The following is a 25,801-nucleotide window of genomic DNA, read 5'->3' on the forward strand; positions in this document are numbered from 1 at the left end:
GTAAGGTAAGTAGAATAATCTGTAAATTATTTTAATTACTTTACTATGAAAAGTATTTTATTAATAATAAATTTTATTCAGGCGGTGTCATACCAAATTGTAAATAAGCCATATTGGTTGCAATACGACCACGTGCAGTACGCATCACATAGCCTTGCTGGATCAAATAAGGTTCAATCACATCTTCCAGTGTTCCACTGTCTTCAGCCATTGCCGCAGCTAAAGCCTCAACCCCAGTCGGACGACCTTCAAAACGTTCTAAAAGCATAGACAAATAACGGCGGTCTAATGTATCTAAGCCATCTTTATCAACATTTAACATATCTAAGGCGCGTTGCGCCATGTCTTGAGTAACCTCACCAGTCCCTTTGACTTGAGCATAGTCACGAACTCGACGTAATAGGCGGTTAGCAATACGAGGTGTGCCACGTGAGCGACGTGCAATTTCCATTGAGCCGTCATGCGTGATTGGTACATCCATGAGGTTTGCTGAACGAGTAACAATATGAGTTAAGTCTTCGACAGAGTAAAACTCAAGACGCTGTACAATTCCGAAGCGATCGCGTAGAGGAGAGGTGAGTAGACCTGCACGTGTTGTTGCAGCAACCAAAGTGAATGGTGGGAGGTCTAATTTAATTGAGCGAGCAGCAGGACCTTCACCAATCATAATATCGAGTTGATAATCCTCCATTGCCGGATAGAGAATTTCTTCAATTACGGGTGAAAGACGATGAATTTCGTCAATAAACAGAACATCACCTTCTTCAAGATTGGTCAGCATTGCTGCTAAGTCACCAGCGCGTTCCAGTACTGGGCCAGAGGTTGACTTTAAATTGCCACCCATTTCTCGCGCGATAATGTTTGCCAGTGTGGTTTTACCCAAACCTGGTGGACCAAAAATCAGGGTATGGTCTAAGGCCTCACCACGACCGCGAGCCGCGCCGATGAAGATTTCCATTTGCTCACGGACTACAGGTTGACCAATATAGTCAGCCAATGACGTAGGGCGAATGGCACGATCAAAATGATCTTCTGGTTTTTCTGTTCCGCTAATAAGACGATCTTGCATATATCTATTACTTCATCATGGATTTAAGCGCAGCACGAATAATATCGGCAGACTCAGTATAGTCTGCTTTCACGGCAGCAACAGCTTTTTGTGCTTCAGCAGGTTTATAACCCAACGATTGTAATGCGGCTTCGGCTTCGGCAACAGGTGAGTTTGACATGAACTGGATTTGCGTTGCCGCTGCATTGCTTGAGCCACCTGTAGGATGGGCCAAGGCTTTAAAACGGTCACGTAATTCAATCATTAGGCGTTCAGCAGTTTTTTTACCTACACCCGGAACTTTAATCAGGGTATTTACATCATCATGTTCAATGGTATGAATTAGTAATTCAACACTCAGGGTGGAAAGAATACCGAGTGCCATTTTAGGCCCTACACCATTGACTTTGAGTAGCGTGCGGAAAATGGTTTTTTCCTGCGCATCGCTAAAGCCATACAATTGCTGTGCATCTTCACGGACAACTAAATGTGTCCATAACGTGACTTTTTGTCCTTTTTGTAATTGGCAAAATGTTGAAAGTGGGGTGTCGATTTCATAGCCAACGCCATTCACGTTGAGTAATACGGTTGGGGCTTCCAGGGCAAACACTTCGCCAATTAAACATCCGATCATGAGTAAAATTTCACTATTTTTTAAAACAATTTAGTTGGTGATTTAAGAGACTAACAGAGCTTAATTTAAGCCTTTAAAAGAATCCTATTTTATTTCCTTGCAACTCTTGCGCCAGACTATAAGCCTGATGGTCAGAGAACTTACTAATAATATCCAAGACTTGCATAATATTATTATAATGGTTGTTTTGCAGATTTACGCCTGAATGTTGCAAAATTGACATTAATCGCTGTTCTTTAAAGCTTAATGTCTTATGCGGCATGGTCAAAGGAATAAATGCATCCAGAATGGTTTGTAGACTTTGATGGGCAATAATTTCTAAACCTGATTTTTGAGGATGTTCAAAAATTCGGTCACGTGCCAGATTCTTCGCCGTTTGAATGCCTGCCTCAATATCTGGTGAGCAATATTGTAATAGGCTACCTTTGAGTTGACCTGTCAAAATTTCAAAATGATGTTTTGCAAACGCAGTGGTGACTTCATCGACCAAACGCTTCATGACGCGTCCGCGTAATGCTGCAATTTTTTGCTGCCAAGTGGTATGCGGTAAATGCAATTCCTCTGGATAGCCATAATCAGCAATCAAATTCAGGAAAATCGGTTCAACTTCAGCATAGTTCAACATATTGAGAATAATGCCATCTTCCAGATCAATTAGCGCATAGCAAATGTCATCAGCTGCTTCTAATAAATAGGTCAGTGGATGACGGCAATAATGATATTCACCCAGTTGAATTAAACCGAGCTGTTCAGCCAATTGTTTTAAAATTTCTTTTTCAGACTGATAACAGCCAAATTTTGCCCGTTGATGAGAAGGGGTATCACCTTGTTCTTCAATCGTTTTAGACAGCCACGGATATTTTAAATAAGCACCCAGCGTGGCACAGGTTAGGCGCATTCCGCCATCATCTGGATGATAATCAATCCGGCTAAGCAGGCGAAGTCCTTGAGCATTGCCTTCGAACTGACGTACATCAGCTTCTTCTTCTGGGGTCAGTTTGGTTAGAAAGTCGCGATGTGAGGCATCATCAAACCATTCACGAATGGCATATTCACCTGCATGACCAAAGGGTGGATTGCCAATATCATGGGCTAGACAGGCGGCCTGGATAATCGCACCAACATCGGCAGGGGAAATCCACATCGGTAATTCATCTTTGATTTTTTCTGCAGCTAGCATACCGAGTGAACGACCAATACAAGAGACTTCAAGTGAATGAGTCAGACGTGTATGAATCCCATCATGTTGAGTCAGAGGGTGAACCTGTGTTTTTCTATTCAGTTGACGAAAGCTTTGGGAAAATATAATTCTGTCGTAGTCTTTGTGGAATGGGCTTCGAGCCAACTCATTGCTGCTTTTTTTACTACCTAAACGAATTGCAGATAGCAATTCCAACCAACGCATTTGTTCCATTTATCATTATTCAAACTAAGTTCGCTTCATCATGCCAAAAAAAAGATTAAAGCACTAGCGTAGCGCGACATAGATTGTCTTGTTGATAGAAAACTAAATCAGAATAATCACTAAAATAATCGGTCAAATATTTAAAAAACTGAAATGTGATTTGTTCTGCAAAATAAAAGAATTGTTACGAATAAAGTAAAATAGATCAGGCGAGACAGAAATAGGGCATTCATCGTCGAAAACTCTGATTTTTAAGTTGGATATGGCTAGCTGAAAAGAGGCTTTCACAGTAGAATATGCGCTCTTTCATAAGTCACATTGCGGTGGGTCTGTTCGATCTGCCCGTGGAGCCAAAGTCAACATGTTTATCGTGGCCGGTGCATCAGCACATTCTTCTTTTAAGAAAGCTCAACTCTTAAACCGTTTAGCGTCAATGAGTTCTGTTCAATCTTTTGACAGCCAGTGGGTTTATTTGTTTGATCAAGCGCTCAACGAGCAGCAACATCAATCGGCATTACAACTTTTAAACGATGGTCAATCTTTCGAACTTCGCCAAGCTGCAAGTGATGAAATCCAAATTTTAGTAACTCCACGTGTTGGCACAATCTCTCCGTGGTCGTCTAAAGCAACTGATATTTTCCAAAACTGTAATACACCAGTGCACCGTTTAGAACGTGGTCTTTTATTTACGTTAAAAGGTGTGACTGAAATTACGAATGAAGTGAAACAAGTACTTCATGACCGTATGACGGAAACAGTTTTTGCTCAAATTGAAGAGGCAAAAGCTTTATTCTCAGAAACTGCGCCGAAGCCACTCAACTCAATTGATATCTTGGGTCAAGGTAAAGAAGCATTAGTTAAAGCGAATAATGAGTTTGGCTTTGCTTTATCTGAGCAAGAAATTGATTACTTAACCGAAGCATTTACTAAGCTTGGTCGTAATCCAAATGACATCGAATTGATGATGTTTGCTCAGGCGAATTCTGAACATTGTCGTCATAAAATCTTTGGTTCTGAATGGACAATTGATGGTGAAAAACAACCATTATCATTGTTCCAAATGATTAAGAATACCTATAAAGAATCTCCAACAGATGTATTGTCGGCGTATAAAGACAATGCCTCTGTGATCGTGGGTTATGACACCATGCGTTTTTATCCAAAAGCGGATGAAAATGGTCACTTCGTTTATAAATATAAGAGTCAAGCTGCTCATATTTTAATGAAGGTTGAAACACACAACCATCCAACTGCAATTGCTCCATTTGCAGGTGCTGCAACAGGTTCGGGCGGTGAAATCCGTGATGAAGGTGCAACAGGTCGTGGTGGTAAACCAAAAGCAGGTTTAACAGGCTTTACTGTTTCAAACTTGAATATCCCTGGTTTTGAACAACCTTGGGAAGAAAACTACGGTAAACCTTCCCGTATGGCATCGCCATTACAAATCATGATCGAAGGTCCATTGGGTGGTGCTGCGTTTAACAACGAATTTGGTCGCCCAGCATTAAATGGTTATTTCCGTACTTTCGAACAGAATGTGAATGGTGAAGTGAAAGGCTTCCATAAGCCAATCATGATCGCTGGTGGTTACGGTAACATTCGTCCTGACCATGTTGAAAAAGATGCGATTCAACCAGGTGACTTGCTCATTGTATTGGGTGGTCCAGCAATGTTGATCGGTCTTGGTGGTGGTGCTGCATCATCTGTAGATAGCGGTACCATGGGCGAGAGTTTAGACTTTGCTTCGGTACAACGTGAAAATCCAGAAATGGAACGCCGTTGCCAAGAAGTGATTGATACGTGCTGGCGCTTAGAAGACTTTAACCCAATCGTGTCTGTACACGACGTGGGTGCGGGTGGTCTATCAAATGCGATGCCTGAACTAGTGAATGATCACGAGTTAGGTGCTGTATTGAACCTTCGTAAGATTCCATCTTTAGAGCCAGGTATGAGCCCGATGGAAATCTGGTCAAATGAAGCGCAAGAACGTTATGTGTTAGCAATTCGTCCAGAATCTTTAGAACAGTTTGAAGAAATTTGTGCTCGTGAGCGTTGTCCGTTTGCTGTATTGGGTGAAGCGACTGAAGCACGTCATTTGACGGTTGAAGATCCATTATTTGAAAACAATGCAGTCGATATCCCAATGCAAGTGATGTTGGGTGGTACGCCTCGTATGCAACGTTCATATGAAACGATTGAACGTAAAGGTAATGACTTTGATGCATCAAAAGTTGATTTGAAAGATGCGATTTTCCGCGTATTGAAAAATCCAACAGTTGCGTCTAAATCATTCTTGATCACAATTGGTGACCGCTCGATTACCGGTATGGTTGCTCGTGATCAAATGGTTGGTCGTTGGCAAGTTCCTGTTGCGGATGCAGCAGTAACAACGACAAGCTTGCAAGGCTTCACGGGTGAAGCAATGGCGATGGGTGAACGTCCACCAGTTGCTTTGTTAAATCCTGCGGCATCTGCACGTTTGGCAGTTGCTGAAGCGATTACCAATATTGCATGTGCAAACATTGAACAAATTAGCGATATCAAACTTTCTGCAAACTGGATGGCTGCTGCTGGTCAAAAAGGTGAAGACCAAGCTCTGTTTGAAGGCGTGAAAGCGATTGGTATGGAAATGTGTCCTGCTCTAGGCATCGCAATTCCAGTCGGTAAAGATTCACTTTCAATGCGTACTACTTGGAATGACGGCGAAGATAAAGCCGTTACTTCTCCAATGACAGGCGTAATCACTGCATTTGCACCTGTTTTAGATGTGCGTAAAACATTAACACCTGAACTTAAGGACTTAGCAGATTCAGTACTTGTACGTATTGATTTATCTAAAGGTCAATTCCGTTTAGGTGGTTCGATCCTTGCGCAAGTCTATAAAGCAATCGGTTCGGTTACCCCAGATGTTGATAGTTTTGATGACTTCAAAGCATTCTTTGCCTTGATTCAAGACTGGAACAATCGTGGTTTGATCAAGGCTTACCATGACATTGGTGATGGTGGTTTATTGGCGACTGTTGCTGAAATGATGTTTGCTTCGCGCTTAGGTGTGGCTTTAGAAAATCAAACCACTGAAAGCTTATTTGCTGAAGAAATTGGTGCAGTACTTCAAATTACGGCTACTGATTGGGCGCAGTTAGAAGTTGAAGTTGCAGCATCTAGCTTGAAAGATGCCATTGCAGTGATTGGTCGTGTGAATTCAACTGATCAATTGGTTGTAAATGGTTTAACACTTGAGCGTGCTGAACTACAACAAGCTTGGGCTGAAGTATCGCATCAGATCCAACGTTTACGTGACAACGTTGAAACAGCTGATCAAGAGTTTGCCTTAATTGCAGATAAGAACCACAAGGGTTTAATTGCACAACCAACATATGACTTAAATGAGCCAGTTGAAGCACCGTTTATCAATACACGTCGTCCAAATATGGCAATTTTGCGTGAGCAAGGTGTAAATGGTCATGTGGAAATGGCTGCTGCTTTTGACAAAGTGGGCTTCAATACCATTGACGTACATATGAGTGATTTACTTGCAGGTCGCGTGAGCTTAAGTGACTTTGAAGGTTTAGTGGCGTGTGGTGGCTTCTCATACGGTGACGTGATGGGTGCTGGTGGTGGCTGGGCGAAATCAGTATTGTTCAATGCGAAATTACGTGATCAGTTCGAACAATTCTTCCATCGTGAAAATACATTCAGCTTAGGCGTATGTAACGGTTGTCAAATGATGTCACAACTTGCACCACTGATTCCGGGTGCAGAGCATTGGGGACGTTTCCACCGTAACATGTCAGAAGTATTTGAAGCGCGTGCAGTGAACGTTCGTGTAGAGAAATCTGTTTCTGTGTTGCTTGAAGATATGCACGGCTCGATTTTACCGATCGCAGTTGCGCATGGTGAAGGTCGTTTAGTTGCGACTGAACAGCAACTTGCTGCATTAAATGCTGAGCATCAAGTCGTCTTGCGTTATGTGGATAGCTTGGGTAATCCAACTCAGCACTATCCATTAAACCCAAATGGATCGCCTGAAGCGATTACAGCTCAAACTTCTAAAGATGGTCGTGCAACAGTCATGATGCCACATCCAGAACGTAACTTCCGTGCTTTGCAGCATTCTTGGAAGCCTGAAGACTGGGCTGAAGATGGTGCATGGTTGCGTATGTTCCGCAATGCACGTAAATTTATTGGTTAATGTGACTTAACCATATGAGCCACCGAAAGGTGGCTTTTTTGTTTTATGATATATTTGATATTAGTGAGTTTTCTATTTTATTTTATTGATTCTAAGCAAATGAAAAAAAGACTGTTAGATACTGCGACTGTAGTATTAGATAAATTTGTTAATCGTTATCATGATTATGAAAACTTTTGGGCAATAGGTGTTTTATATAGTCACTGTAAGGATATAAATCGATTTTCCTTAACTTTCGATCTTCTAAATCAGAAATGCTTCGAAAATGATGAGTTTTTAAAGAAAATAAATGATAAATTCTCAAAATATTTAGATGACTATTTGCTTATACATAATAAAAAAAGAGATGATGTAGCTGAGGCAATGATCAAAATTGCATTTGATAAAGATCATAAAATATCGGTAGAAACTTTATATGGTGATTACTTCCAAGTCAGAGTGATACTTATTGATTCGTATACTAGAAAGTTTTTTCGATATAGTGAGGGGTATTGTGTGCCTCATACTCAATGGTTAGAGCAAAGAAATTATATAGATTCACTACCGATAGAGAGTCACCAAGTCATGGGAAATAATAATTTCCCATTGGAACTTCCTAAAAAATCGTTAATGAGTACAGATGTATTATTTAACAGTTATACGGATCTATAGCCCATCTTCTCTTGGTGAAAGCCAATCTTTATATTTATCCCTTAAAGCATTCCTTTTTGCATCGTTAAAAATAATAAAATCAATACCACCATCATAGGGAGCAACAATGATGTTCTGCTCAAAAGAAACCATAAAAGCGCGAACTTCATCATCAGCGATCTTTTTCAATAACTCATTGTGTTGATTAGCTTGCCAAATTGTTTCTATAGAACATGGTCGAAAATAATGATCTTCTCCGTCATCATCATAATTTTCAGGATTCAGTTGCGTTAAGTTTATTTCTTGCTCTAAATGAAATTTGTAGGGGAGTATAAAGGTTGGATCATAGGCTTTATTGTTACGGGAATAGCTAAAATAGTGACCTGAAACTATAAAGATAGAGGTATTTTCCCCAAAACAGTCTGTAATAATTTTATTTTGTCGATTTAATAACAATTCATATTCGGCAGGCGTATCCGCATACCTTTTTGATTCGGGTAGGCTATGGATTCTTAACCAAGATTGTGGAAAGTAGTGCTTAAGTAGGTGAGAAATTGGGAGGTTGTTGGGGTAGAACTGATTCCATTGAGATTGAAATGATGTACTCATATTTTGAAATCGAAGAATTTAGTAATATATTATTAATATAACTTGGCATAGTTTATTTAAGAAGTATAGCTTCAGATCAATTTTGCTTTTAAAAAAACTGGTTCAATTTTTGCTTTCTCAATAATGATCATAAAAATCGGAGAACAACATGATGAAAAACGAAAATTACATGAGGACGATCCATAGCAAAGGAAAAGGCTGGTTTTGGTTTGGTTTAACAGTGGTTCTCCAAATCTTATTCATAAGTTTGAGTTATGTCCTAATCAAGATTTAACTTTGATTCTTAACCTTTTTTAAAGCTATGATTTGAGTACAGCTTAACTTACTCAGCCATTCAACTTATGCTAAAACTTATTTATTATGTACCTGAATCACATCTTGAATCAACCAAACTTGCTGTTTTTGAAGCGGGTGCAGGTGGGATAGGGAATTATGAACAATGCGCTTGGCAAGTGAAAGGCATAGGGCAATTTAAGCCGGTTAAAGGTGCAAATCCATTTTTAGGGCAGTTAGATGAACTAGAACAACTCGAAGAATGGCGTATAGAAACGATTGTCCCAGAAGAAAAAGCCAGTGCTGTGGCAAAGGCATTAAAGGCAAGCCATCCGTATGAAGAGCCTGCCTTTGAGTTTATCCAAATATTAGTTTTTGATTAATTTATACTTTTTGAATAAATAAATCACGATCAAAACGATATTGGGGGAAGAACACGCCATCATCGGCACGTTCGCCCGCACCAATTACCATTACAGGATGTTGCTGATCATTGAGTTTTAAGATTTTTCGCACTAAAGGCTCATCAAAACCTTCCATCATACAACTATCGAAACCATAAGCACGTAACGCCAATACTAGGTTTTCACAAGCAAGCGCTGTGGTTTTAGTCGCCCATAATTTGGCATCAGCAGGGTTAAATGCAGTCACAGGAAGTTGTTTATCGAGTGTACGGGCAACTTTAAATGCAACTTTTTTAAAGTTACCTAATGCGTTGAAATAACCTGTTTTATAGTTGTATGGGATAAAGCGGTAATACTTTTGAACCGCTGGTGGTGCTTCAGGAAATGGGAACTCACTGATATTCAATTTTGCCATTTCATCCACACGATCTGTACGAGCGACACAGACGATCAACTCAGATGCTGTTTTAGCAGCAAGTTGCCCTAAGCACGCCTTAACAAGTTGCTTTTTCTTGGCTGGGTTTTGTACGACATAAAACGTCCAAGGCTGTAAGTTTGATGAGTTGGGTGCAAGAAGTGCCAAATCTAAACATTCATCTAAAATTTCATTTGGGATCGGTTTATCCGTGAACTTACGTACTGAACGACGGCTTTCAACGACTTTACGGAAATTGGCAACATCAATATCTTGTGGGGCTGGTTCGTAGTAGCGTTTCTTTTCGGTTTGATTTTGTTCAGACATGAGAATAAATGTTCCTATAAGTTTGTTGTTAATATTGGGACGTTAAATAAAAAAACCACCCAGTATGGACTAGGTGGTTTGTATAAAAATAGAGAAATCTATTAATTGAACTGTGAAAAATCAGGCTTGCGTTTCTGCATGAAAGCTTGAACAGCTTCCATCATCTCTGGCGAGCGTACACGTTGCATAAAGATTTCAGCTTCGTCATCAATGCATGTAATGATTTCAGCCAAGTCTTTTTTCATCAATGCCTTACTTTGCTTAATTGATGCTAAAGGCAACGCAGCTAAATGTTGTGCAGTTTGTTGAGCCGTTGCATATGCATCTTCAGTGATTTCATTGATTAGATTGGCTTGAAGTGCAGTTTCAGCATTAAATTTTTTCGCCGTGAATAATAATTCTGCGGCTTTACGATAACCTGCTTGTTGGACCAATAAACGACTTGCAGCGCCTTCGGGTGAAAGCCCTAAACTGACAAATGGAATTTGGAACAGGGCAGTGTTATCTGCATAAACAAGGTCGGCATGCAGTAAAATTGTTACACCGATACCAATTGCGACACCTTTTACCGCGATGATGAGTGGCTTAGAAAGTTTTGCAGCTGATTTTAGTAAAACAAAAGGTGGAACTTCGCCCGCAGGGCCTTCCAATGGTTTTTGCATGAAACCCATGAAGTCTTTCATGTCGTTACCCGCAGAGAAATCATTTTCAGCACCGCGGAAAATAACCACACGAACTTCTTTACTTGCATCTGCTTCATCCAAAGCTTTTGCAATCCAAAGATAAAGTTCACTATAAAGTGCATTCTTGGCTTCTGAACGGTTAATGGCTAAGGTGAGTACGCCATCTTCTAAATTTGCTTGCAAATGTTGATGAGGTTGTTGAATACAGCTAAGTGTCATCGTACTATCCTTGCTTTAATCCAGATTGATTTTTAAAGTGAGTTCATTATGTCGCATATTTATTTTTATAGTGCAACTGATGAGTTCACAAAAAGTGAAATTAAGCCTATGTACACATTTGATTATCTCGTTTTTATTGGACGTTTCCAGCCTTTTCATTTGGCGCATATGCTGACCATTGAAATCGCACTGCAACAGAGTCAACATGTGATCCTTGCTTTAGGCTCAGCACAACCAGAGCGAAATACCAAGAATCCATTTTTAGCTCCAGAACGTGAGCAAATGATTCTTTCTAACTTTTCTGAGGAGGATCAAAAACGTATTCATTTTGTGCATGTAATTGATGTTTATAATGATGAAAAATGGGTAAAACAAGTCAAACAACTCGTAAACCAGGTCGTTCCTGCGCATTCAAATGTTGGTTTAATTGGTCACTTTAAAGATGAATCATCTTATTATTTAAAATTATTTCCAGAGTGGACAATGGTTGAACTGGAGAGTTTAAAAGCTTCAATGTCAGCCACACCGATGCGTGAAGCTTATTATCGCGGTGAAATCAAAACCCAAGCTTTTCCCAAAGGCAGCATTCATTTTTTAGAGAAATTCCAAAAAACTCCGATTTACGCTGCATTGCAACGAAAATTTTTATCAGGTGATACAAGTAATTTGGATGAATGTTTTTAAGATTTTAGTTCTTTAAGCAGAAAATCGATGAAAACACGAATATGGAAAGATTCGTGTTTTTTTGATGGATATAGTAAAGAAAATGGGCGTGCAGTGCCTGAAAATTCGCTAAGCACTTCAATCAAATCTCCATTCTTAAGCTCATTTTCTACAATAAAACGATAGGTCTGTAATAATCCAGCGCTATGTTTTGCCAGTGTAACCGTGCCTAAAATATCGTCTAGGCAACGAATATTTCCCGTACTTTGATATTCAATTATTTGTTGATTCGAGTTAAATAGCCATGGAACGTTTTTCCCTGTACTGGGAAGAACAAACTGAATACATTGATGATGCTGTAAATCTTCAAGGCTTTGAGGTGTTCTGAATTGTTTTAAATACTCAGGCGACGCCACTACAATCAGTTCAGCCTGTTCTAGTTGCCGTGCAATCAAATTTGAATCAGAAAATTGTCGTCCACGAATCGCCAGATCATATCCTTCTGCTATAAAATCCACATTTTTATTGGTGAGTTGAACATCTACTTTGATGCTTGGATATTGTTGTGAAAACTTTGCTAATAACGGGAGAATGCGATAGTGTCCATAAGGGGTTGGAACACTGATACGAATTAAACCAGAGGGTTGCTGTGTTTGATTTTTCAGTTGTTGTTCTGCTTCTAAAATTTGATTGAGTGCTTGTTTACATTCATCAAAATAGATTTTCCCTTGCTCGGTTAAACGGACTTGTCGAGTCGTTCTTACAAACAATGGGGTCGCTAAATGCTTCTCTAATCGAGCAATGGAGCGACTGACCGCTGCTGGACTTACACCTGCATGCAATGCTGCTTTGGAAAAGCTTTCATATTCTGCTACTAAGCAAAACAATTCGACGCTACTAAACATCATCCGTTTTAGAGGGTGATTCATTTATTACACCATGTAAAAAATGATTTGAGTTGTAAGCTATTTAAGCACATAAAAGTAAACAATAAGATGATTCCCATACCTTGTATGGAGTTATTTTTATGAAATTGTTCTATTCACCAAATGCCTGTTCTTTAGCCCCACATATCATTTTAAGAGAGCTTGGGCTTCCATTTGATTTAATCAAAGTCGATTTGCAACAGCATTTAACTGAACTGGGTGAGGACTTTTATCGACTCAATAAAAAAGGACAAGTACCTGTATTACAACTTGGAGATGGTTCTTTTTTAACGGAAGGTGCTGTGATTAGTCAGTTTCTTGCTGATCAATTGGGACGTAAGGATTTATTACCTGAAATAAATACCGTAGAGCGTTATCAAACACTTTCTTGGATGAATTTTATTGCTTCAGAAATTCATAAAGCATATTCACCATTTTTCCATGAATCCTATGGCGAAGAATCTAAAACCATCTTTCGTACGATTTTAAATAAACACTATGCGCGGATTGATCAACAGTTAGATGGGCAAAACTATTTAACGGGAAGTAATTTTACCATTGCTGATATTTATCTGTTTGTGGTGACACGCTGGGCTGACTTTATTGGTCTTGATTTTGGGAATTTTATTCATTTAACAGCTTTTATGCAGCGAATTGCTCGTCGTCAAACGGTTCAAGACGCAATAGCAGCCGAAGCATCTTAGTATTCTTGCCATCTATAAAATTATAAAAGGAGATCCGCATGCCTTATATTTTAATTCAAATCACTAAAGAAAATGTCTCTACTGCACAGAAACAACAGTTGATTCAAGAGGCTACAGAGTTAGTGGTTCGGGTGCTTCATAAAGACCCAGCTACAACATTTGTGGTAATTGATGAAGTTGATACAGATAACTGGGGGGTGGCAGGCGAATCAGTTTCGACCATACGCAATAGACAAAGAATAGGTGCATAAGATGCAAAATAATTCGATAACTAAGATTCAACAGCAACTCGAAAAATACTTTGATGCTTTGTATTTCTGTGATGTGGAACTTTTAAAGCAAGTTTTTCATGTCGATGCGATTTATTTCAATGTAACAGAACAACCAATATTGCGATTAAATATGGCAGAGTATTTTCCGATTGTTAAAAGCAGAATTTCTCCTGCTTCAAAAAATCAGTTAAGACAAGATAAGGTAGTTTCCATTAATTTAATCCATGATCAGTTAGCAATCGTACATGTGGAGTGTGTGATTGAACCTAAATATTTTTATGATGCGCTTACATTTACGCTGGATGATGATCAATGGAAAATTATAAGCAAGGTTTTTAGTTATCAATTGCTTAATTAGATCAATAATCTAGGCATCTTTCCAAAAAATCAGTCGATTGGAAAATGGATCGGTAATACTTAACTCAAGTGTTTCCCAATCCGTTTTTTCAATTTGCGGTTTCGCAAATTTATAATTTTTTTGAGTTAATTCGGTATGAAGTGCATCTAAATTTTCCCAAAAAATGCGGATGGCACTATGTGGACTGGCATCACCAAAATGTTCAGATAGGTGAATGATACAGTCTTCCTTTGATATCTGTAGATATAAAGGAAAATTATCAGCAAATTTGTGCTGCCAGTCGACATGAAAACCGAGATATTCCATATAGAAGGCTTGAGCTGCATCCAGGTCAAAGATACGTAAAATAGGGGTGATAGAACCAGAGTGCATAATTTTCCTTTTAGCGAATACCAAATTGCTGAGTCCAGTAGTGGCGTTGTCGCGGTGATTGATCTGGAGTACAAGCGATCGCGTAATCCGTAAATTTAGGGTGCATCATATTGCTACAATGTGCGGGACTTTTTAGCCATGATGCCAAAACATCTTCTAGATTTTTCTGTCCGCGGGCAACATTTTCAGCACCACCACGACTGTTAAATTGGGATTGTTTTAAACGAGTTTTTAGATCTTTGCCTGAAGAATTGACATGTCCTAGAAAATTGTGAGTTGACATGTCCTGAGAGTGCGCTAATGCTGTTTTGTATAAATTCGGATTCCAAGCCAAGGGTTTTGCAGCAGCATAATGTTGTTGCCCGCACTGGCGAGATTGACTACGAATATCATTGATCGCATTTACGATCGCCTGTTGGTATGCAGGATTTGATAGATCCTGACAAGTGATGTTTACACTTGCTTTGGGAATTTGTAGAACAGGTGGTTGAGTCACTTGATTGTTCGGTAGATTGGGTGTGCTTGAATTACCACAGGCCGTCATTAGAACCCAAAATGGCACCAGCATAGAGAGTTTAGAAAAATTCATGTGATTGCCTAGTCTTTAATTATTATGATTTTTTAATCATACGTTATGACACAAAGATTGAATATGCTTCTTTATGTAAAAAGCGGGATTTAACCCCCGCTTTATGAAGGCTTGAAATTACATTTCAGCCTGAAGTGCTTTTAAATCTGCTAACACTTGTTCTGCATGGCCAGCCGCTTTGACTTTTCGATAGCTTTTAACCAATTTTTGATTATGGAAAATGAATGTTGAGCGTTCGATCCCCATCACTTGCTTACCATACATGTTCTTCTCTTTGATCACATCAAAATGCTTACAAAGAATTTCTTCCTTATCGCTGATTAGATCGATTGTCAGTGCTTGTTTCTCAGTAAAATTTTGATGTGCTTTTACAGAGTCGCGTGACACCCCAATAATTTGGCAATTCAAGGCGTCAAATTGATCTTTTAGGCATGAAAAACCTACCGCTTGAGTCGTGCAACCTGGCGTTGAATCTTTAGGATAGAAATACAAAATTAGCCACTCACTGGTAAGTTCAGTCAGATTTAGCTCGCCATGGGTGGTTGGAAATGTGTGATTCGGCAATAATATATTTTCAGACATATTTCATCCTTCAATCTATTTGATTTAATTCAAGTGGTAAAAAAGCATATTCTTCATGATAAACAATATCGCCGTGACGTACAGGAATTGCTTTGTTAAAAATTGGTCCATCAATCACTGTTGTATGGAATTCGCCACCCTCACCACAAGGATCGATACCTCTATTTTCTAATTCTTGTATATATTCGAGTGTCAAGATTTTCCCCAAATCTTCAACCTTCATGCCAAGTTTGAGATTTACAGTCACAATAATACTTTGAAATCCCAAGGTGATAAATTCTTCAACTACTTCACGATGTGGGCGTAACCAAAGCGGCATGCCCAGTTTGAGTCCGACTTGCTGAGTCACCCGATCATGCCAGCATCCATGCTCAGGCATATCCAGATCGCCTGTAACCAATACTTCTGCATCTTGCTGTTTGGCATCTTCGAGCAGCGTGATAAATTTATTTTCATAATCAGCCCAACTCGAAGATGCCATAAACACAGGTAAACCAATGGCATCAGCTTGAGCGCGGATGATATCTAGTGGCATGGCATGTGAACGAGAGCGTTGTCCTTGCTCCTCTAGCATTACAATTAACCCGATGACAGTACCACTTTGCATAGCATGGTACAAAGCGAGAGAGCTATCTTTACCCCCACTAAATGAGACAATTGATCGGCTATTGGTTGCATTATTTTTCCATTGATCATACATGGTGTGGTTCAGCCGACTTAAATAAAATATAAGTTCAATTTTAACAGACTTACAAAAAAGCCTGCATAAATGCAGGCTTGATTTTAAGCAATATCAGCTTATTTCTTAGAAGCTTGCTGTTGCTGTTGAGCAGCTTTCATCGCTTCTTCAGTTAACTTTTCTAACTTGTTAACAAGTGGAGCACCTAAACAAGCTTGTAGGTCTTTATTTTGTTGCTGTACAAAAGCTAAAGAGCTTGGGCTTTTCTTCGCGTTAATTGCGCTTTGAATTTCCCATTTTTGCGCTTCAGTTACTTTACCTTGAGCATCAATTTGGCAACCACAGAATTTGCTTACTTCTGCAGCAGTTAATTTACCGCCTTTAGCCGTTTGGTCTTTACATACGTTGACCAACGCTGATTTTACATTGGTACTTTTATATGCAGCTTCGAGTGGGTTGGTGTTTGCCTGAGTTGCCGTTGCAACCAAAGCAGTCGCCGCCATCATTGTAGAAAGAAAAAGATTTGATTTTAAAAACTTCATATATATGTACCTAATTATTACCCTGATATCGTCTAGTTGGTATAACGCGTAGGATCCGCAATACCTGCTTCGATAAAACCTTGTTGACGTAAACGGCAACTGTCGCATTTGCCACATGCACGTCCTTGAGCATCTGCTTGGTAGCAGGATACCGTTTGACTATAGTCTACGCCATGTTCGATACCTAAGCGTATAATATTCGCTTTGGATAAATGTAACAAAGGTGTTTCAATCTTAAGTGGTTTTCCTTCAACGCCAGCTTTTGTTGCAAGACGAGCCAGATTGGCAAAAGCGTCAATAAATTCTGGGCGACAGTCAGGATATCCTGAATAATCAACAGCATTGACTCCGATCACGATGGCTTCAGCATCAAAAACTTCAGCAGCAGCGAGGGCATAAGACAAGAAAATCGTGTTACGTGCTGGAACATAAGTTACAGGAATGCCTTCTTGTAATTGCTCAGGCACATCAATGTTATGATCTGTAAGTGCTGAACCGCCAAGATTACCTAAATCAATATTAATGACACGATGCTCGACACCTGCACGTTGTGCGAGTGTTTTAGCCGCATCTAATTCTGTAGTAGAACGTTGACCGTACATAAAACTGATAGCAACACAATCATAACGCGCTTGTGCCCAAGCGAGACATGTTGTTGAGTCTAAGCCACCAGACAATAATACGATGGCACGAGAACGCATATTATTTTCCATGATTCAACCTAAAAATATTGATTGAGAACGGGTGTGGAAGTCACACAAACCCTTTCTAAAATTTTAACGACCTGATTCATCGTTCCAGAGCAGTTTATGTAACTGAAGTTGGAATCGAACAGGGAGATGGTCGTCTAAAATCCACTGAGCCAAATCACGTGCTATAGCAGGGAGGGCAACAGCGCCTTTTTCAACAGCAAAAGCTGGTGAGAACCAAACTGTACTCACTTTATCTTGCAGTTGGAATTGTTCAAGTTGTTGTCTAGACCATTCATAGTCAGCACGATTACAAATCACAAATTTGATTTGATCATGTTGGGTTAAATAGTCGAGATTGGTCAGCAAATTACGATGATCTTCTTTAGATGTCGGTGTTTTTAAATCAAGGACTTTAGAAACACGTGGATCAACTTTAGATACATCCAAGGCGCCACTTGTTTCAAGAGATACTTGAAAACCTAAATCACATAACCGCTGTAATAATATTAAGCAATTGGGTTGGGCAAGAGGTTCACCCCCAGTGACACAGATATACGGGGTTTTGTATTGGCTTGCTGTTTCGATGATATGTTCTAGTGATAAACGTTCACCCCCTTCAAAGGAGTACGTGGTATCACAATAACTACAACGTAATGGACAGCCTGTTAAACGAATAAAAACTGTTGGCAAACCAAAAGTATTCGCTTCGCCTTGCAAAGAGTAAAAGATCTCCGTGATGCGTAAACCAGCCGCAGGATCAGAGACAGGGATTGCCGAAGAACGTAAGGACGCCATAAATAGTTACCACGAAACAGTTGCTACAGAAGCAGCAGGCTACATAAAAAACAAAATCTCTACGACCATGACTGATCGTAGAGACGAGGAGCCACTAAAGCTCCGAGGAACTATCAAGTTCCGTATATATTACAAATTAGTCAGCGCGTAATAAATCGTTCAAGCTGGTTTTTGCACGAGTTTTTGCATCAACTTTTTTCACGATGATCGCAGCATATAGGCTGTAGGTACCACATTTTGATGGAAGGCTACCTGCAACGACCACAGAGCCAGCTGGTACACGACCATAATGAACTTCACCAGTTTCACGATCAAAGATTTTGGTTGATTGACCAATGAAAACACCCATTGAAATCACAGAACCTTCTTCAACGATCACGCCTTCAACGATTTCAGAGCGTGCACCGATAAAACAGTTATCTTCAATAATAGTCGGGTTAGCTTGTAATGGTTCTAAAACACCACCAATCCCAACACCACCTGATAAGTGAACATTTTTACCGATTTGAGCGCATGAACCAACAGTTGCCCATGTATCAACCATGGTACCTTCGTCAACATATGCACCAATATTTACATAAGATGGCATCAATACGACATTTTTCGCTTGGAAGCTACCACGACGGGCAACAGCAGGAGGAACAACACGTACACCCGCAGCTTTAAACTGTTCTTCAGTCCAACCTGAGTATTTGGTCGCTACCTTGTCATAGAACTGTAGATCACATGCTTCGATAGGTTGGTTGTCATTGAGTTTAAACGAAAGTAAAACTGCTTTTTTTAACCACTGATGAACCACCCATTCACCATCGATCTTTTCAGCAACGCGAAGTGAGCCATTGTCTAATCCAGTTAATGCTTCTTCTACAGCTTGACGAATTTCTGTAGGGCAGTCCGCTGCGCTAAAGTTGGCACGGTCTTCAAATGCTTGCTCGATGATTGTAGAAAGCTGAGACATGATCTTCCTTCTTCCAAAAAAAATTTTAAAGATTTTACACTAATTTGATCGAAGAATCTTTGAAAAAAGTCGTTACAATAAATTGTTGGAATTTTATGCAATAAATTTGTCATAAAATGAAATATGTTGTTTTTTATAAATTATTTCCGAATACACAATTACTCCTAATTTGTATCAGAAAATAACAAAAAGTAATCAGTTTCTGTATAAAAAGTTATCTGACATTCTTTTAATATGAATTCACAGAAACAATTATATTGAATTTGAAATAGAAGTATTTTTTAAGGAGACCTCAATGAAAACTTTGCGTGTTATTCTTGCTGCAAGTGTACTTACAGCGATTGCAGGTACTACATTTGCTGACGAGCAAGTTGTAAGAGAATCGGCATATGCATTTCCTTCATTTTTAAACCCAGTATCTGTACGTGCTGAAGTGGGTACCACTGGTTACGGTGGTGCGGTATCTTACCGTGTCAACCCTTATGTCGGTGTAACTTTAGGTTATAACGGCGGTGATATCTCTTGGTCTGATGACATCAAAGTCAATGGCTCTAAGTATGATATCGACATGGAAAACAATAACACTTACTTAAATGCTGAGATTTATCCATGGGGCGCAAATCAAAGTGCATTTGCACGTGCTCTATATGTAGCAGCTGGTGTTGCTTATCTAGATAATGACTATAAATTGACTCGTGATGTTGGGGCAACTCGTTCGTTCCGTGTAAACAACCAAGATTTCTTGGCTGGTGCGAATGGTGTCCAAATTGATGGGAAAATGGACTATAAAAATGACATCGCTCCATACCTAGGTTTTGGTCTAAATGCTCCTGTATATAACAACTTTGGTGTATTTGGTGAAGTAGGTGCTTACTATACTGGTAATCCAAAAGTTCAATTAACTTCTTCAGGTACAGCTGTTACTGAAGGAAGCCAAACTTTAGAACAGGCTGTAAGTGCTGAAGAAGATAAAATTGCCAATAAAGGTCGTTATGAGTGGATGCCAGTGGCTAAAGTGGGTGTGAGCTTCAAGTTCTAATCCATCCATTAAATAAAAAAACGAGCATTATGCTCGTTTTTTTATATCTATCTTTTCTCAAAGACGTGATATTTAGAATGAATTTACTCTTCTGGATAAGCAACTTTTTTTAATGCTTTAATATCTGTAGCGGGTGAACAAAGAGAGATAAACTCATAGCCATAGCCGCGCAGTAGATGGCCTTTGCGAACGGCGATCCAAGTCGTATTTACGCCAAATACATCGGTTTTAATTTGTTGTAGACGATAATCTCGTTCTGCATCATAAGCGACATCGTTGACAATACCGACACCCATGTTGAGTTCCACATAGGTTTTAATTACGTCCGCGTCCAAGGCAGACATAACAATATCTGCATGTAAATGCGCATCTTCAAATGCTTTATCAATTTTAGAACGTCCTGTGAAGCCTCCGTGATAAGTAATCAACGGATATTCAGCTAATAGCTCTAGACTGATGTGGTTTAGTTTGCTCAGAGGATGATCTTTAGGGGTGATAATACTATGATGCCATTCATAATAAGGAACACTCGCTAAGTTCTCTTCTGTGGTTAAAGATTCAGTGGCAATGCCGATATCGGCTTCACCTTGAAGAAGCATTTCAGCAATTTCCACAGGACTAGCTTGCTGCAAAACCAAATGCACTTTAGGAAATAGTTTTTTAAATTGATTCACGATAGGTGGGAGTACGTAACGTGCCTGCGTATGTGTAGTAGCAATCGTGAGTGTTCCTTCATCCACTTTATTAAAGTCATCCGCAAGACGTTTAATATTATCTGCGTCAACTAACATCCGCTCAACAATATTCAGTAAAGATTGGCCAGGCTCAGTTAAACCAAGTAAACGTTTTCCTTTACGTACAAAGAGTTGTACGCCTAACTCATCTTCCAGATCTTTAATATGTTTACTCACGCCTGATTGTGAGGTGTAAAGTGCTGCTGATGCTTCAGTGAGATTAAAGTTTTGACGAACGGTTTCTCGAATAATTCTGAGTTGTTGAAAGTTCATAAATATTTTTTTCCTTGCAAAAAGCATGGTAATTCGAAAGCATTTTATCTCTAAATCTCCCTAAATCCCCCTTTAATAAAGGGAAATCTTCCACAAAAACACGTGTTTTATTGAATTTGTGGAATACCTATCTTTTAAAAGGTAGGTAGAGAGAAGCTTCTTAAGCAACTTGTATGGTTTGATCTGCAAATAAATGAAGCTGAGCTGCACTAATCCAAACCGTTTGATTTGGTTTGAATTGATGCAAGTTTGCTTCCTCTACACTTAATAAAATTTCGATAGTACGTCCACTGCGATCTTGTAATTCGGCAATGACTTTACCTGCAATCCATACTTCTCGTACAAAGGTGGCTTCAATGGTATTTGCTTGAGCTTGGGCATGAATATGTAATTCATTAGGTCGAGCAAATGCAATGACTTTACCTTGAGGTGCTTGTACAGTTGTTGGAAGTTGAATGCGATCATCACCGATACGGATAATACCGCTGCTATGTTCACCTTCAAAGCGATTTGCCTGACCCAAGAAATCAAATACAAATGGCGTTGCTGGTTTTTCATAGACTTCACGAGGTGAACCAATTTGCTCGACATCGCCTTTGTTCATCACAATAATTTGATCGGCAACTTCTAAGGCTTCTTCTTGATCGTGCGTGACAAAAATTGAAGTAATATGCAGTTCATCATGCAAGGTACGTAACCAACGACGGAGTTCTTTACGCACCTTCGCATCTAAAGCACCGAAAGGTTCATCCAATAATAGTACACGCGGCTCGACAGCCAAAGCACGTGCAAGGGCAATACGTTGGCGTTGACCGCCAGAAAGCTGAGCAGGGTAACGATCTGCCAAAAAGCCCAGTTGAACGAGATCGAGTAAACGCGTTACACGCTTTTTAATTTCGGTTTCTGAAGGGCGAGTTGTTCTCGGACGAACACGTAAACCAAATGCGATATTGTCAAATACAGTCATGTGACGGAACAGCGCATAATGTTGAAATACAAAACCAACTTGACGTTCTCGTACATGAATATCGGTTGCATCTTCACCTTCAAGTAATACTTGACCGCCATCAGCTGACTCTAAACCTGCAATAATGCGTAACAATGTGGTTTTTCCACAGCCTGATGGTCCCAGTAATGCAACTAATTCACCTTCAGGAAAATCTAAAGATATATTTTTCAGCGCATGGAATGCACCAAAGTGTTTTTCAATATTTTTAACTTGAATACTCATGTGTTCATTCCTCAATGGATTGGCTGTTTGCTTGTTCTTGGCGGACTTCTAACCAAGTTTTCAAGATCAAAGTAATGATTGCTAAAAATGCCAGTAATGAAGACACCGCAAATGCAGCACTAAAGGTATATTCGTTGTAGAGGATCTCAACGTGTAGAGGTAGGGTATTGGTTTCACCGCGAATATGTCCTGAAACAACAGAGACCGCACCAAACTCACCCATTGCACGGGCATTACATAGAATCACACCATAGATAAGCCCCCATTTGATGTTCGGTAGTGTCACTCTCCAAAAGGTTTGCCAACCCGAGGCACCCAATACGATGGCAGCTTCTTCTTCTTCAGTACCTTGGGCTTCCATTAATGGAATGAGTTCCCGAGCCACAAAAGGAACGGTAATAAAGATTGTGGCGAGGACAATTGCGGGGACGGCATATAGAATCTTAATGTCATGATCCATGAGCCAACCACCGATCCAGCCTTGTGAACCAAAAATTAAAACAATCATTAAACCTGCAATGACAGGTGAGACTGAAAAAGGCATATCAATAATGGTGGTTAATATAGCTTTACCACGGAACTGAAATTTAGCGACAGACCATGCGGCAGCAACACCAAATATCACATTAATTGGCACGGCAATCGCTGCTGTCAGTAAAGTTAATTTCACTGCTGATAGGGTATCTGCGTTGGTTAAAGCATTGATATAAACAGCTAGACCTTGCTTAAATGCTTCCGCAAAAACCAAAATGAGTGGCAAGATTAAGCAGCTTAGAAAAAAGATAAGGGCAATGCTAATCAAGCTATAGCGTACCCAAGTCGGTTCACGAGTTGCATCTCGAGCCTGTAATTTAAGTGCTAAAGCATTGCTGTTGTTTAAACTCATTGTGCAACTCTCCCTGTACGACGACTCGTCCATGCCTGTATTAAATTAATCAAGAATAAAATGGCAAAAGAGAGAATCAGCATGACCACAGCAATGGTTGTTGCACCAGCATAATCATATTCTTCTAAACGAGAGATAATCATTAAAGGCGCAATTTCAGTTTTATAAGGCATATTTCCAGCAATAAAAATCACAGAACCATACTCACCGACGCCACGAGCAAAGGCGAGGGCAAATCCTGTGAGTAAGGCTGGAAATAAGATGGGCAAAATGATTTTGGTTATGGTTTGCCAACGATTTGCACCCAATGCAGAAGCAGCCTCTTCTAATTCGGTTTCAATATCACTCAAAACAGGTTGTACAGTACGAACAACAAACGGTAAACCAATAAAAATCAATGCCAGCGTGATACCAATCGGGGTATAAGCTACCTGAATTCCTAACGGTTCAAGATATTGTCCAATCCATCCATTTTTGGAATAGAGCGAGGTCAGGGCGATACCAGCAACTGCTGTTGGCAAGGCAAAAGGTAAATCGACTAAAGCATCAACAATTCTTTTGCCAGGGAAGCTATAGCGAACTAAACACCACGCCAGAAGTAAACCAAAGATCACATTTACAAAAGCAGCGATCAGCGCAGCGCTAAAACTGAGTTGTAATGATTTTAGGACTCGCTCTGACGTTAGAATTTCCCATAACCCATCCCAACCAATTCCAAAAGATTTGATAAAGACTGCTGATAAAGGAATCAGTACAATTAAAGACACGTAAGCGAGGGTGAAACCTAAGGATAGGCTAAACCCAGGCAGCACTCGGGAACGCTGCGACATGATATTTCCTCAAAGAGAAATGTTTGCTAAACAAGCAAATAAGCTAAATATAAAAATACAAGGAGCGAGGGTTAGGCAAATTTCACATTAAAATTTGCCTGAGGCATTCGAGTTCGGGGATGCATGTTTTTTTCAGGCAATAAGTAATTCAGAATTTCTGGAAATGGACCAAACCCAGATGCCACGTTGACATGACCAACAGCACCTAAATTGATCGGGGTGAGTTTCCATGCTTGCGCCAGTTTTAAAGCATCGACATAACCTAACCACGGGTCATTTTCACTGATCAATAAAGTCGTCGGTAGATCAATTTGAAGTTGATGAAAATATTGTTTATAGTCAGTCAAACTGTGGCGCGCAAAACCACTTTCACCAAAACGTGCAGGATTTGCAGGGGCGACAAGTACCAGATTTCTTACTTTAGCTTTCAATTCAGGATGTTCAGCAAGTGCTGCGACACTGGTTAAGCAACCAAAACTATGTGCAACAACTTGGACTGGAGACTTGATTGCAGCTAAAGCGCTTAGAAATTCAGTCACCCATTCACTTAATACAGGTCGATCCCAATATTTCTGTTGTACACGAGAGCTAGACACAAGTTGTTGCTGTAACCAAGACTGCCAATGCTGTGCTTCACTACCCCCTACACCTGGAACAATTAGAGTATGAATCATGTCTGCTCTCCTGAGAATTTCTTCTAAAAGCAATTCTTATCGACTATTTGCCTTAACAATTTGATCAAAGATCCCGCCATTATCAAAATGCTGTTTCTGTACCTTGGTCCAACCGCCAAATTCTTTGTCGATGGTGATGAGTTTGAGCGGCTTAAATACGCTTTGGTATTTTTTCAGTACATCCACATTGCGGGGTCTGTAGAAGTGACGGGCTGCAATCTCTTGACCTGCTGGTGAATAGAGGTAGTTCAAATAACCACGTGCAATTTGTAGATTGCCATTTTTTGTCGCATTCTTTTCTACGACTGCCACTGGGGGTTCAGCCAAAATCGAGAGCGAAGGAACGACAATTTCAAATTTATTTGGCTGTTCACGTATCGCGAGAAATGCTTCATTTTCCCAAGCCAATAAAACATCGCCAATGCCCCGCTCAGCAAATGTGGTTGTTGCACCACGTGCGCCAGAATCAAGTACTTTGGTTTGTTTATAGATTTGACGGACAAATTCTTGTGCCTTGGCATCGTTACCATTGGGCTGATGTTTTGCCCAAGCCCAAGCGGCTAAATAATTCCAACGGGCACCGCCTGAAGTTTTGGGATTTGGTGTAATAATTTCCACGCCTGGCTTAATTAAATCACCCCAATCTTTAATTTGTTTAGGATTATCTTTTCGTACTAAAAAAACGATGGTAGACGTATACGGCGTTGAGTTATTTGGTAATTTTTTCTGCCAATCATTAGGTAGCAATTTTGCATTTTTGGCAATTTCATCAATATCCGCAGCCAAAGCTAAAGTTACGACATCGGCATTTAGACCATCAATGACGGCACGTGCTTGTTTACCAGAACCACCATGGGATTGTTTGAAATTAATGTCTTGTCCAGTACGCTGTTTCCAGAAGCTACCAAATTGTTTATTAAAATCTGTGTATAGCTCACGGGTTGGATCATAAGAGACATTTAAAAAATCTTGTGCTGCCAAGCTGGATGCTGAAAGTAAAGCAGCCAAAAGACCAACTTTGAGTTGAGATAAACGCATAAAAACCCCTTGAAATTACATAAGCATTTAGAATATGGATGCAGCATAACGCTGTTTTTTTTGCAAAAAAAATAATAAAAAAAGCATTTGTTATGAAAAAAAAAGAAATATATAAATGTGATAAG

Annotated in this window: 30 protein-coding genes; 9 read left to right on the top strand and 21 right to left on the bottom strand. The window is 39.7% G+C overall.

The genetic code is table 11. The features are described 5' to 3' along the window. Positions 1–73: 73 nt before the first annotated feature. From ruvB to DK207_RS09580, 3 genes are all read right to left on the bottom strand, one after another. Entirely contained in the window at positions 74–1,069 is a 996-nt protein-coding gene (gene ruvB, locus DK207_RS09570; RefSeq protein WP_075315148.1) for a Holliday junction branch migration DNA helicase RuvB, read from the bottom strand. A gap of 7 nt (positions 1,070–1,076) precedes the next feature. Next, positions 1,077–1,682, bottom strand: a complete 606-nt coding sequence (gene ruvA / locus DK207_RS09575) for a Holliday junction branch migration protein RuvA (protein ID WP_005229456.1) — start codon at positions 1,680–1,682, stop codon at positions 1,077–1,079. Between the two features lie 73 nt (positions 1,683–1,755). Continuing rightward, entirely contained in the window at positions 1,756–3,096 is a 1,341-nt protein-coding gene (locus tag DK207_RS09580) for a deoxyguanosinetriphosphate triphosphohydrolase (RefSeq protein WP_075315150.1), read from the bottom strand. Between the two features lie 352 nt (positions 3,097–3,448). Here DK207_RS09580 and purL point away from each other — a divergent pair, with 352 nt between their 5' ends. Both purL and DK207_RS09590 read left to right on the top strand, forming a co-directional pair. Further along, positions 3,449–7,279 (top strand): phosphoribosylformylglycinamidine synthase, encoded by a 3,831-nt coding sequence (purL, locus tag DK207_RS09585; protein ID WP_075315152.1) that lies wholly within the window; start codon positions 3,449–3,451, stop codon positions 7,277–7,279. 99 nt (positions 7,280–7,378) lie between these two features. After that, on the top strand, positions 7,379–7,930 hold the full coding sequence (locus tag DK207_RS09590; protein ID WP_109440988.1) for a hypothetical protein: 552 nt from the start codon (positions 7,379–7,381) through the stop codon (positions 7,928–7,930). Here DK207_RS09590 and DK207_RS09595 read toward each other — a convergent pair. Next, positions 7,925–8,518 carry a hypothetical protein gene (locus DK207_RS09595; protein ID WP_075315156.1) on the bottom strand — a complete coding sequence of 198 codons (594 nt, stop codon included), beginning with the start codon at positions 8,516–8,518 and terminating at the stop codon, positions 7,925–7,927. The two genes, DK207_RS09590 and DK207_RS09595, sit on opposite strands and share 6 nt — an antisense overlap. Before the next feature lie 148 nt (positions 8,519–8,666). On the opposite strand from DK207_RS09595, the gene DK207_RS16020 reads away from it, so the two are divergent. After that, the gene (locus DK207_RS16020) at positions 8,667–8,792 is read left to right on the top strand and encodes a KGW motif small protein (RefSeq protein ID WP_004640092.1); all 126 of its coding nucleotides are present in this window, start codon (positions 8,667–8,669) and stop codon (positions 8,790–8,792) included. 67 nt (positions 8,793–8,859) lie between these two features. Further along, on the top strand, positions 8,860–9,174 hold the full coding sequence (locus DK207_RS09600) for a hypothetical protein (protein ID WP_004640091.1): 315 nt from the start codon (positions 8,860–8,862) through the stop codon (positions 9,172–9,174). Position 9,175: 1 nt separating this feature from the next. Here DK207_RS09600 and DK207_RS09605 read toward each other — a convergent pair whose 3' ends face one another. Both DK207_RS09605 and DK207_RS09610 read right to left on the bottom strand, forming a co-directional pair. Further along, positions 9,176–9,937 (bottom strand): nitroreductase family protein, encoded by a 762-nt coding sequence (locus DK207_RS09605; RefSeq protein ID WP_109440965.1) that lies wholly within the window; start codon positions 9,935–9,937, stop codon positions 9,176–9,178. Positions 9,938–10,038: 101 nt separating this feature from the next. Then, positions 10,039–10,839 carry an enoyl-CoA hydratase-related protein gene (locus DK207_RS09610; RefSeq protein ID WP_109440966.1) on the bottom strand — a complete coding sequence of 267 codons (801 nt, stop codon included), beginning with the start codon at positions 10,837–10,839 and terminating at the stop codon, positions 10,039–10,041. Between the two features lie 108 nt (positions 10,840–10,947). Here DK207_RS09610 and DK207_RS09615 point away from each other — a divergent pair, with 108 nt between their 5' ends. Further along, the gene (locus tag DK207_RS09615) at positions 10,948–11,523 is read left to right on the top strand and encodes a nicotinate-nicotinamide nucleotide adenylyltransferase (protein ID WP_162540218.1); all 576 of its coding nucleotides are present in this window, start codon (positions 10,948–10,950) and stop codon (positions 11,521–11,523) included. Here DK207_RS09615 and DK207_RS09620 read toward each other — a convergent pair. After that, positions 11,520–12,431 (bottom strand): LysR family transcriptional regulator, encoded by a 912-nt coding sequence (locus DK207_RS09620; protein WP_109440968.1) that lies wholly within the window; start codon positions 12,429–12,431, stop codon positions 11,520–11,522. The two genes, DK207_RS09615 and DK207_RS09620, sit on opposite strands and share 4 nt — an antisense overlap. A gap of 98 nt (positions 12,432–12,529) precedes the next feature. Between DK207_RS09620 and gstA the strand changes: the two genes are divergently transcribed. From gstA to DK207_RS09635, 3 genes are read left to right on the top strand one after another with little or no spacing between them, the layout of a single operon-like run. After that, the gene (gstA, locus tag DK207_RS09625; RefSeq protein ID WP_109440969.1) at positions 12,530–13,132 is read left to right on the top strand and encodes a glutathione transferase GstA; all 603 of its coding nucleotides are present in this window, start codon (positions 12,530–12,532) and stop codon (positions 13,130–13,132) included. Positions 13,133–13,170: 38 nt separating this feature from the next. After that, entirely contained in the window at positions 13,171–13,383 is a 213-nt protein-coding gene (locus DK207_RS09630) for a tautomerase family protein (protein WP_109440970.1), read from the top strand. A 1-nt stretch (position 13,384) separates the two neighbouring features. Continuing rightward, the gene (locus DK207_RS09635; protein ID WP_109440971.1) at positions 13,385–13,762 is read left to right on the top strand and encodes a nuclear transport factor 2 family protein; all 378 of its coding nucleotides are present in this window, start codon (positions 13,385–13,387) and stop codon (positions 13,760–13,762) included. A gap of 9 nt (positions 13,763–13,771) precedes the next feature. On the opposite strand, the gene DK207_RS09640 is transcribed toward DK207_RS09635, so the two are convergent. From DK207_RS09640 to dapD, 8 genes are all read right to left on the bottom strand, one after another. Continuing rightward, positions 13,772–14,134 (bottom strand): glyoxalase superfamily protein, encoded by a 363-nt coding sequence (locus DK207_RS09640; RefSeq protein ID WP_109440972.1) that lies wholly within the window; start codon positions 14,132–14,134, stop codon positions 13,772–13,774. A 10-nt stretch (positions 14,135–14,144) separates the two neighbouring features. After that, positions 14,145–14,723, bottom strand: a complete 579-nt coding sequence (locus tag DK207_RS09645) for a CAP domain-containing protein (RefSeq protein WP_109440973.1) — start codon at positions 14,721–14,723, stop codon at positions 14,145–14,147. 117 nt (positions 14,724–14,840) lie between these two features. Continuing rightward, entirely contained in the window at positions 14,841–15,305 is a 465-nt protein-coding gene (locus tag DK207_RS09650) for a peroxiredoxin (protein WP_109440974.1), read from the bottom strand. A gap of 10 nt (positions 15,306–15,315) precedes the next feature. Further along, positions 15,316–16,005 (bottom strand): diphthine--ammonia ligase, encoded by a 690-nt coding sequence (locus DK207_RS09655; protein WP_109440975.1) that lies wholly within the window; start codon positions 16,003–16,005, stop codon positions 15,316–15,318. A gap of 98 nt (positions 16,006–16,103) precedes the next feature. After that, entirely contained in the window at positions 16,104–16,526 is a 423-nt protein-coding gene (locus DK207_RS09660) for a hypothetical protein (RefSeq protein ID WP_109440976.1), read from the bottom strand. 32 nt (positions 16,527–16,558) lie between these two features. Then, positions 16,559–17,227, bottom strand: a complete 669-nt coding sequence (gene queC, locus DK207_RS09665) for a 7-cyano-7-deazaguanine synthase QueC (RefSeq protein WP_213066237.1) — start codon at positions 17,225–17,227, stop codon at positions 16,559–16,561. A gap of 75 nt (positions 17,228–17,302) precedes the next feature. Further along, a complete protein-coding gene (gene queE, locus DK207_RS09670; protein WP_109440978.1) occupies positions 17,303–18,013 on the bottom strand; it encodes a 7-carboxy-7-deazaguanine synthase QueE in 711 nt (236 codons plus the stop codon). Between the two features lie 136 nt (positions 18,014–18,149). Further along, positions 18,150–18,971, bottom strand: coding sequence for a 2,3,4,5-tetrahydropyridine-2,6-dicarboxylate N-succinyltransferase (gene dapD, locus DK207_RS09675; RefSeq protein ID WP_004640056.1), 822 nt, complete (start codon positions 18,969–18,971; stop codon positions 18,150–18,152). 295 nt (positions 18,972–19,266) lie between these two features. Between dapD and carO the strand changes: the two genes are divergently transcribed. Then, positions 19,267–20,010 (top strand): ornithine uptake porin CarO, encoded by a 744-nt coding sequence (gene carO / locus DK207_RS09680; RefSeq protein WP_109440979.1) that lies wholly within the window; start codon positions 19,267–19,269, stop codon positions 20,008–20,010. Positions 20,011–20,093: 83 nt separating this feature from the next. On the opposite strand, the gene DK207_RS09685 is transcribed toward carO, so the two are convergent. From DK207_RS09685 to DK207_RS09710, 6 genes are all read right to left on the bottom strand, one after another. After that, positions 20,094–21,017 (bottom strand): CysB family HTH-type transcriptional regulator, encoded by a 924-nt coding sequence (locus DK207_RS09685; protein ID WP_109440980.1) that lies wholly within the window; start codon positions 21,015–21,017, stop codon positions 20,094–20,096. Between the two features lie 160 nt (positions 21,018–21,177). Then, a complete protein-coding gene (locus DK207_RS09690; protein ID WP_109440981.1) occupies positions 21,178–22,248 on the bottom strand; it encodes a sulfate/molybdate ABC transporter ATP-binding protein in 1,071 nt (356 codons plus the stop codon). 4 nt (positions 22,249–22,252) lie between these two features. After that, positions 22,253–23,134, bottom strand: coding sequence for a sulfate ABC transporter permease subunit CysW (gene cysW / locus DK207_RS09695; protein WP_109440982.1), 882 nt, complete (start codon positions 23,132–23,134; stop codon positions 22,253–22,255). Further along, positions 23,131–23,964 (bottom strand): sulfate ABC transporter permease subunit CysT, encoded by an 834-nt coding sequence (gene cysT, locus DK207_RS09700; RefSeq protein WP_109440983.1) that lies wholly within the window; start codon positions 23,962–23,964, stop codon positions 23,131–23,133. The genes cysW and cysT overlap by 4 nt, the downstream gene beginning before the upstream one ends. 71 nt (positions 23,965–24,035) lie before the next feature. Continuing rightward, positions 24,036–24,638, bottom strand: coding sequence for an RBBP9/YdeN family alpha/beta hydrolase (locus tag DK207_RS09705; protein ID WP_109440984.1), 603 nt, complete (start codon positions 24,636–24,638; stop codon positions 24,036–24,038). A gap of 36 nt (positions 24,639–24,674) precedes the next feature. Then, positions 24,675–25,676, bottom strand: a complete 1,002-nt coding sequence (locus DK207_RS09710) for a sulfate ABC transporter substrate-binding protein (RefSeq protein ID WP_109440985.1) — start codon at positions 25,674–25,676, stop codon at positions 24,675–24,677. Positions 25,677–25,801 lie beyond the last annotated feature (125 nt).

The organism is Acinetobacter haemolyticus (assembly GCF_900406815.1).
Classification (GTDB): Bacteria; Pseudomonadota; Gammaproteobacteria; order Pseudomonadales; family Moraxellaceae; genus Acinetobacter; species Acinetobacter haemolyticus_A.

Excerpts from the sequence above, each read along its gene's own strand:
- DK207_RS09620 (WP_109440968.1), bottom strand. The coding sequence starts at position 12,431 with ATGAATCACCCTCTAAAACGGATGATGTTTAGTAGCGTCGAATTGTTT.
- DK207_RS09595 (WP_075315156.1), bottom strand. The coding sequence starts at position 8,518 with ATGAGTACATCATTTCAATCTCAATGGAATCAGTTCTACCCCAACAAC.
- DK207_RS09655 (WP_109440975.1), bottom strand. The coding sequence starts at position 16,005 with ATGTATGATCAATGGAAAAATAATGCAACCAATAGCCGATCAATTGTC.
- DK207_RS09705 (WP_109440984.1), bottom strand. The coding sequence starts at position 24,638 with ATGATTCATACTCTAATTGTTCCAGGTGTAGGGGGTAGTGAAGCACAG.
- DK207_RS09660 (WP_109440976.1), bottom strand. The coding sequence starts at position 16,526 with ATGAAGTTTTTAAAATCAAATCTTTTTCTTTCTACAATGATGGCGGCG.
- DK207_RS09590 (WP_109440988.1), top strand. The coding sequence starts at position 7,379 with ATGAAAAAAAGACTGTTAGATACTGCGACTGTAGTATTAGATAAATTT.
- DK207_RS09600 (WP_004640091.1), top strand. The coding sequence starts at position 8,860 with ATGCTAAAACTTATTTATTATGTACCTGAATCACATCTTGAATCAACC.
- DK207_RS09635 (WP_109440971.1), top strand. The coding sequence starts at position 13,385 with ATGCAAAATAATTCGATAACTAAGATTCAACAGCAACTCGAAAAATAC.
- DK207_RS09630 (WP_109440970.1), top strand. The coding sequence starts at position 13,171 with ATGCCTTATATTTTAATTCAAATCACTAAAGAAAATGTCTCTACTGCA.
- DK207_RS09650 (WP_109440974.1), bottom strand. The coding sequence starts at position 15,305 with ATGTCTGAAAATATATTATTGCCGAATCACACATTTCCAACCACCCAT.
- cysT (WP_109440983.1), bottom strand. The coding sequence starts at position 23,964 with ATGTCGCAGCGTTCCCGAGTGCTGCCTGGGTTTAGCCTATCCTTAGGT.
- gstA (WP_109440969.1), top strand. The coding sequence starts at position 12,530 with ATGAAATTGTTCTATTCACCAAATGCCTGTTCTTTAGCCCCACATATC.
- queE (WP_109440978.1), bottom strand. The coding sequence starts at position 18,013 with ATGGCGTCCTTACGTTCTTCGGCAATCCCTGTCTCTGATCCTGCGGCT.
- purL (WP_075315152.1), top strand. The coding sequence starts at position 3,449 with ATGTTTATCGTGGCCGGTGCATCAGCACATTCTTCTTTTAAGAAAGCT.
- DK207_RS16020 (WP_004640092.1), top strand. The coding sequence starts at position 8,667 with ATGATGAAAAACGAAAATTACATGAGGACGATCCATAGCAAAGGAAAA.
- ruvA (WP_005229456.1), bottom strand. The coding sequence starts at position 1,682 with ATGATCGGATGTTTAATTGGCGAAGTGTTTGCCCTGGAAGCCCCAACC.
- DK207_RS09710 (WP_109440985.1), bottom strand. The coding sequence starts at position 25,676 with ATGCGTTTATCTCAACTCAAAGTTGGTCTTTTGGCTGCTTTACTTTCA.
- dapD (WP_004640056.1), bottom strand. The coding sequence starts at position 18,971 with ATGTCTCAGCTTTCTACAATCATCGAGCAAGCATTTGAAGACCGTGCC.
- DK207_RS09605 (WP_109440965.1), bottom strand. The coding sequence starts at position 9,937 with ATGTCTGAACAAAATCAAACCGAAAAGAAACGCTACTACGAACCAGCC.
- queC (WP_213066237.1), bottom strand. The coding sequence starts at position 17,227 with ATGCGTTCTCGTGCCATCGTATTATTGTCTGGTGGCTTAGACTCAACA.
- DK207_RS09640 (WP_109440972.1), bottom strand. The coding sequence starts at position 14,134 with ATGCACTCTGGTTCTATCACCCCTATTTTACGTATCTTTGACCTGGAT.
- DK207_RS09645 (WP_109440973.1), bottom strand. The coding sequence starts at position 14,723 with ATGAATTTTTCTAAACTCTCTATGCTGGTGCCATTTTGGGTTCTAATG.
- DK207_RS09690 (WP_109440981.1), bottom strand. The coding sequence starts at position 22,248 with ATGAGTATTCAAGTTAAAAATATTGAAAAACACTTTGGTGCATTCCAT.
- DK207_RS09615 (WP_162540218.1), top strand. The coding sequence starts at position 10,948 with ATGTACACATTTGATTATCTCGTTTTTATTGGACGTTTCCAGCCTTTT.
- DK207_RS09610 (WP_109440966.1), bottom strand. The coding sequence starts at position 10,839 with ATGACACTTAGCTGTATTCAACAACCTCATCAACATTTGCAAGCAAAT.
- ruvB (WP_075315148.1), bottom strand. The coding sequence starts at position 1,069 with ATGCAAGATCGTCTTATTAGCGGAACAGAAAAACCAGAAGATCATTTT.
- DK207_RS09685 (WP_109440980.1), bottom strand. The coding sequence starts at position 21,017 with ATGAACTTTCAACAACTCAGAATTATTCGAGAAACCGTTCGTCAAAAC.
- carO (WP_109440979.1), top strand. The coding sequence starts at position 19,267 with ATGAAAACTTTGCGTGTTATTCTTGCTGCAAGTGTACTTACAGCGATT.
- cysW (WP_109440982.1), bottom strand. The coding sequence starts at position 23,134 with ATGAGTTTAAACAACAGCAATGCTTTAGCACTTAAATTACAGGCTCGA.
- DK207_RS09580 (WP_075315150.1), bottom strand. The coding sequence starts at position 3,096 with ATGGAACAAATGCGTTGGTTGGAATTGCTATCTGCAATTCGTTTAGGT.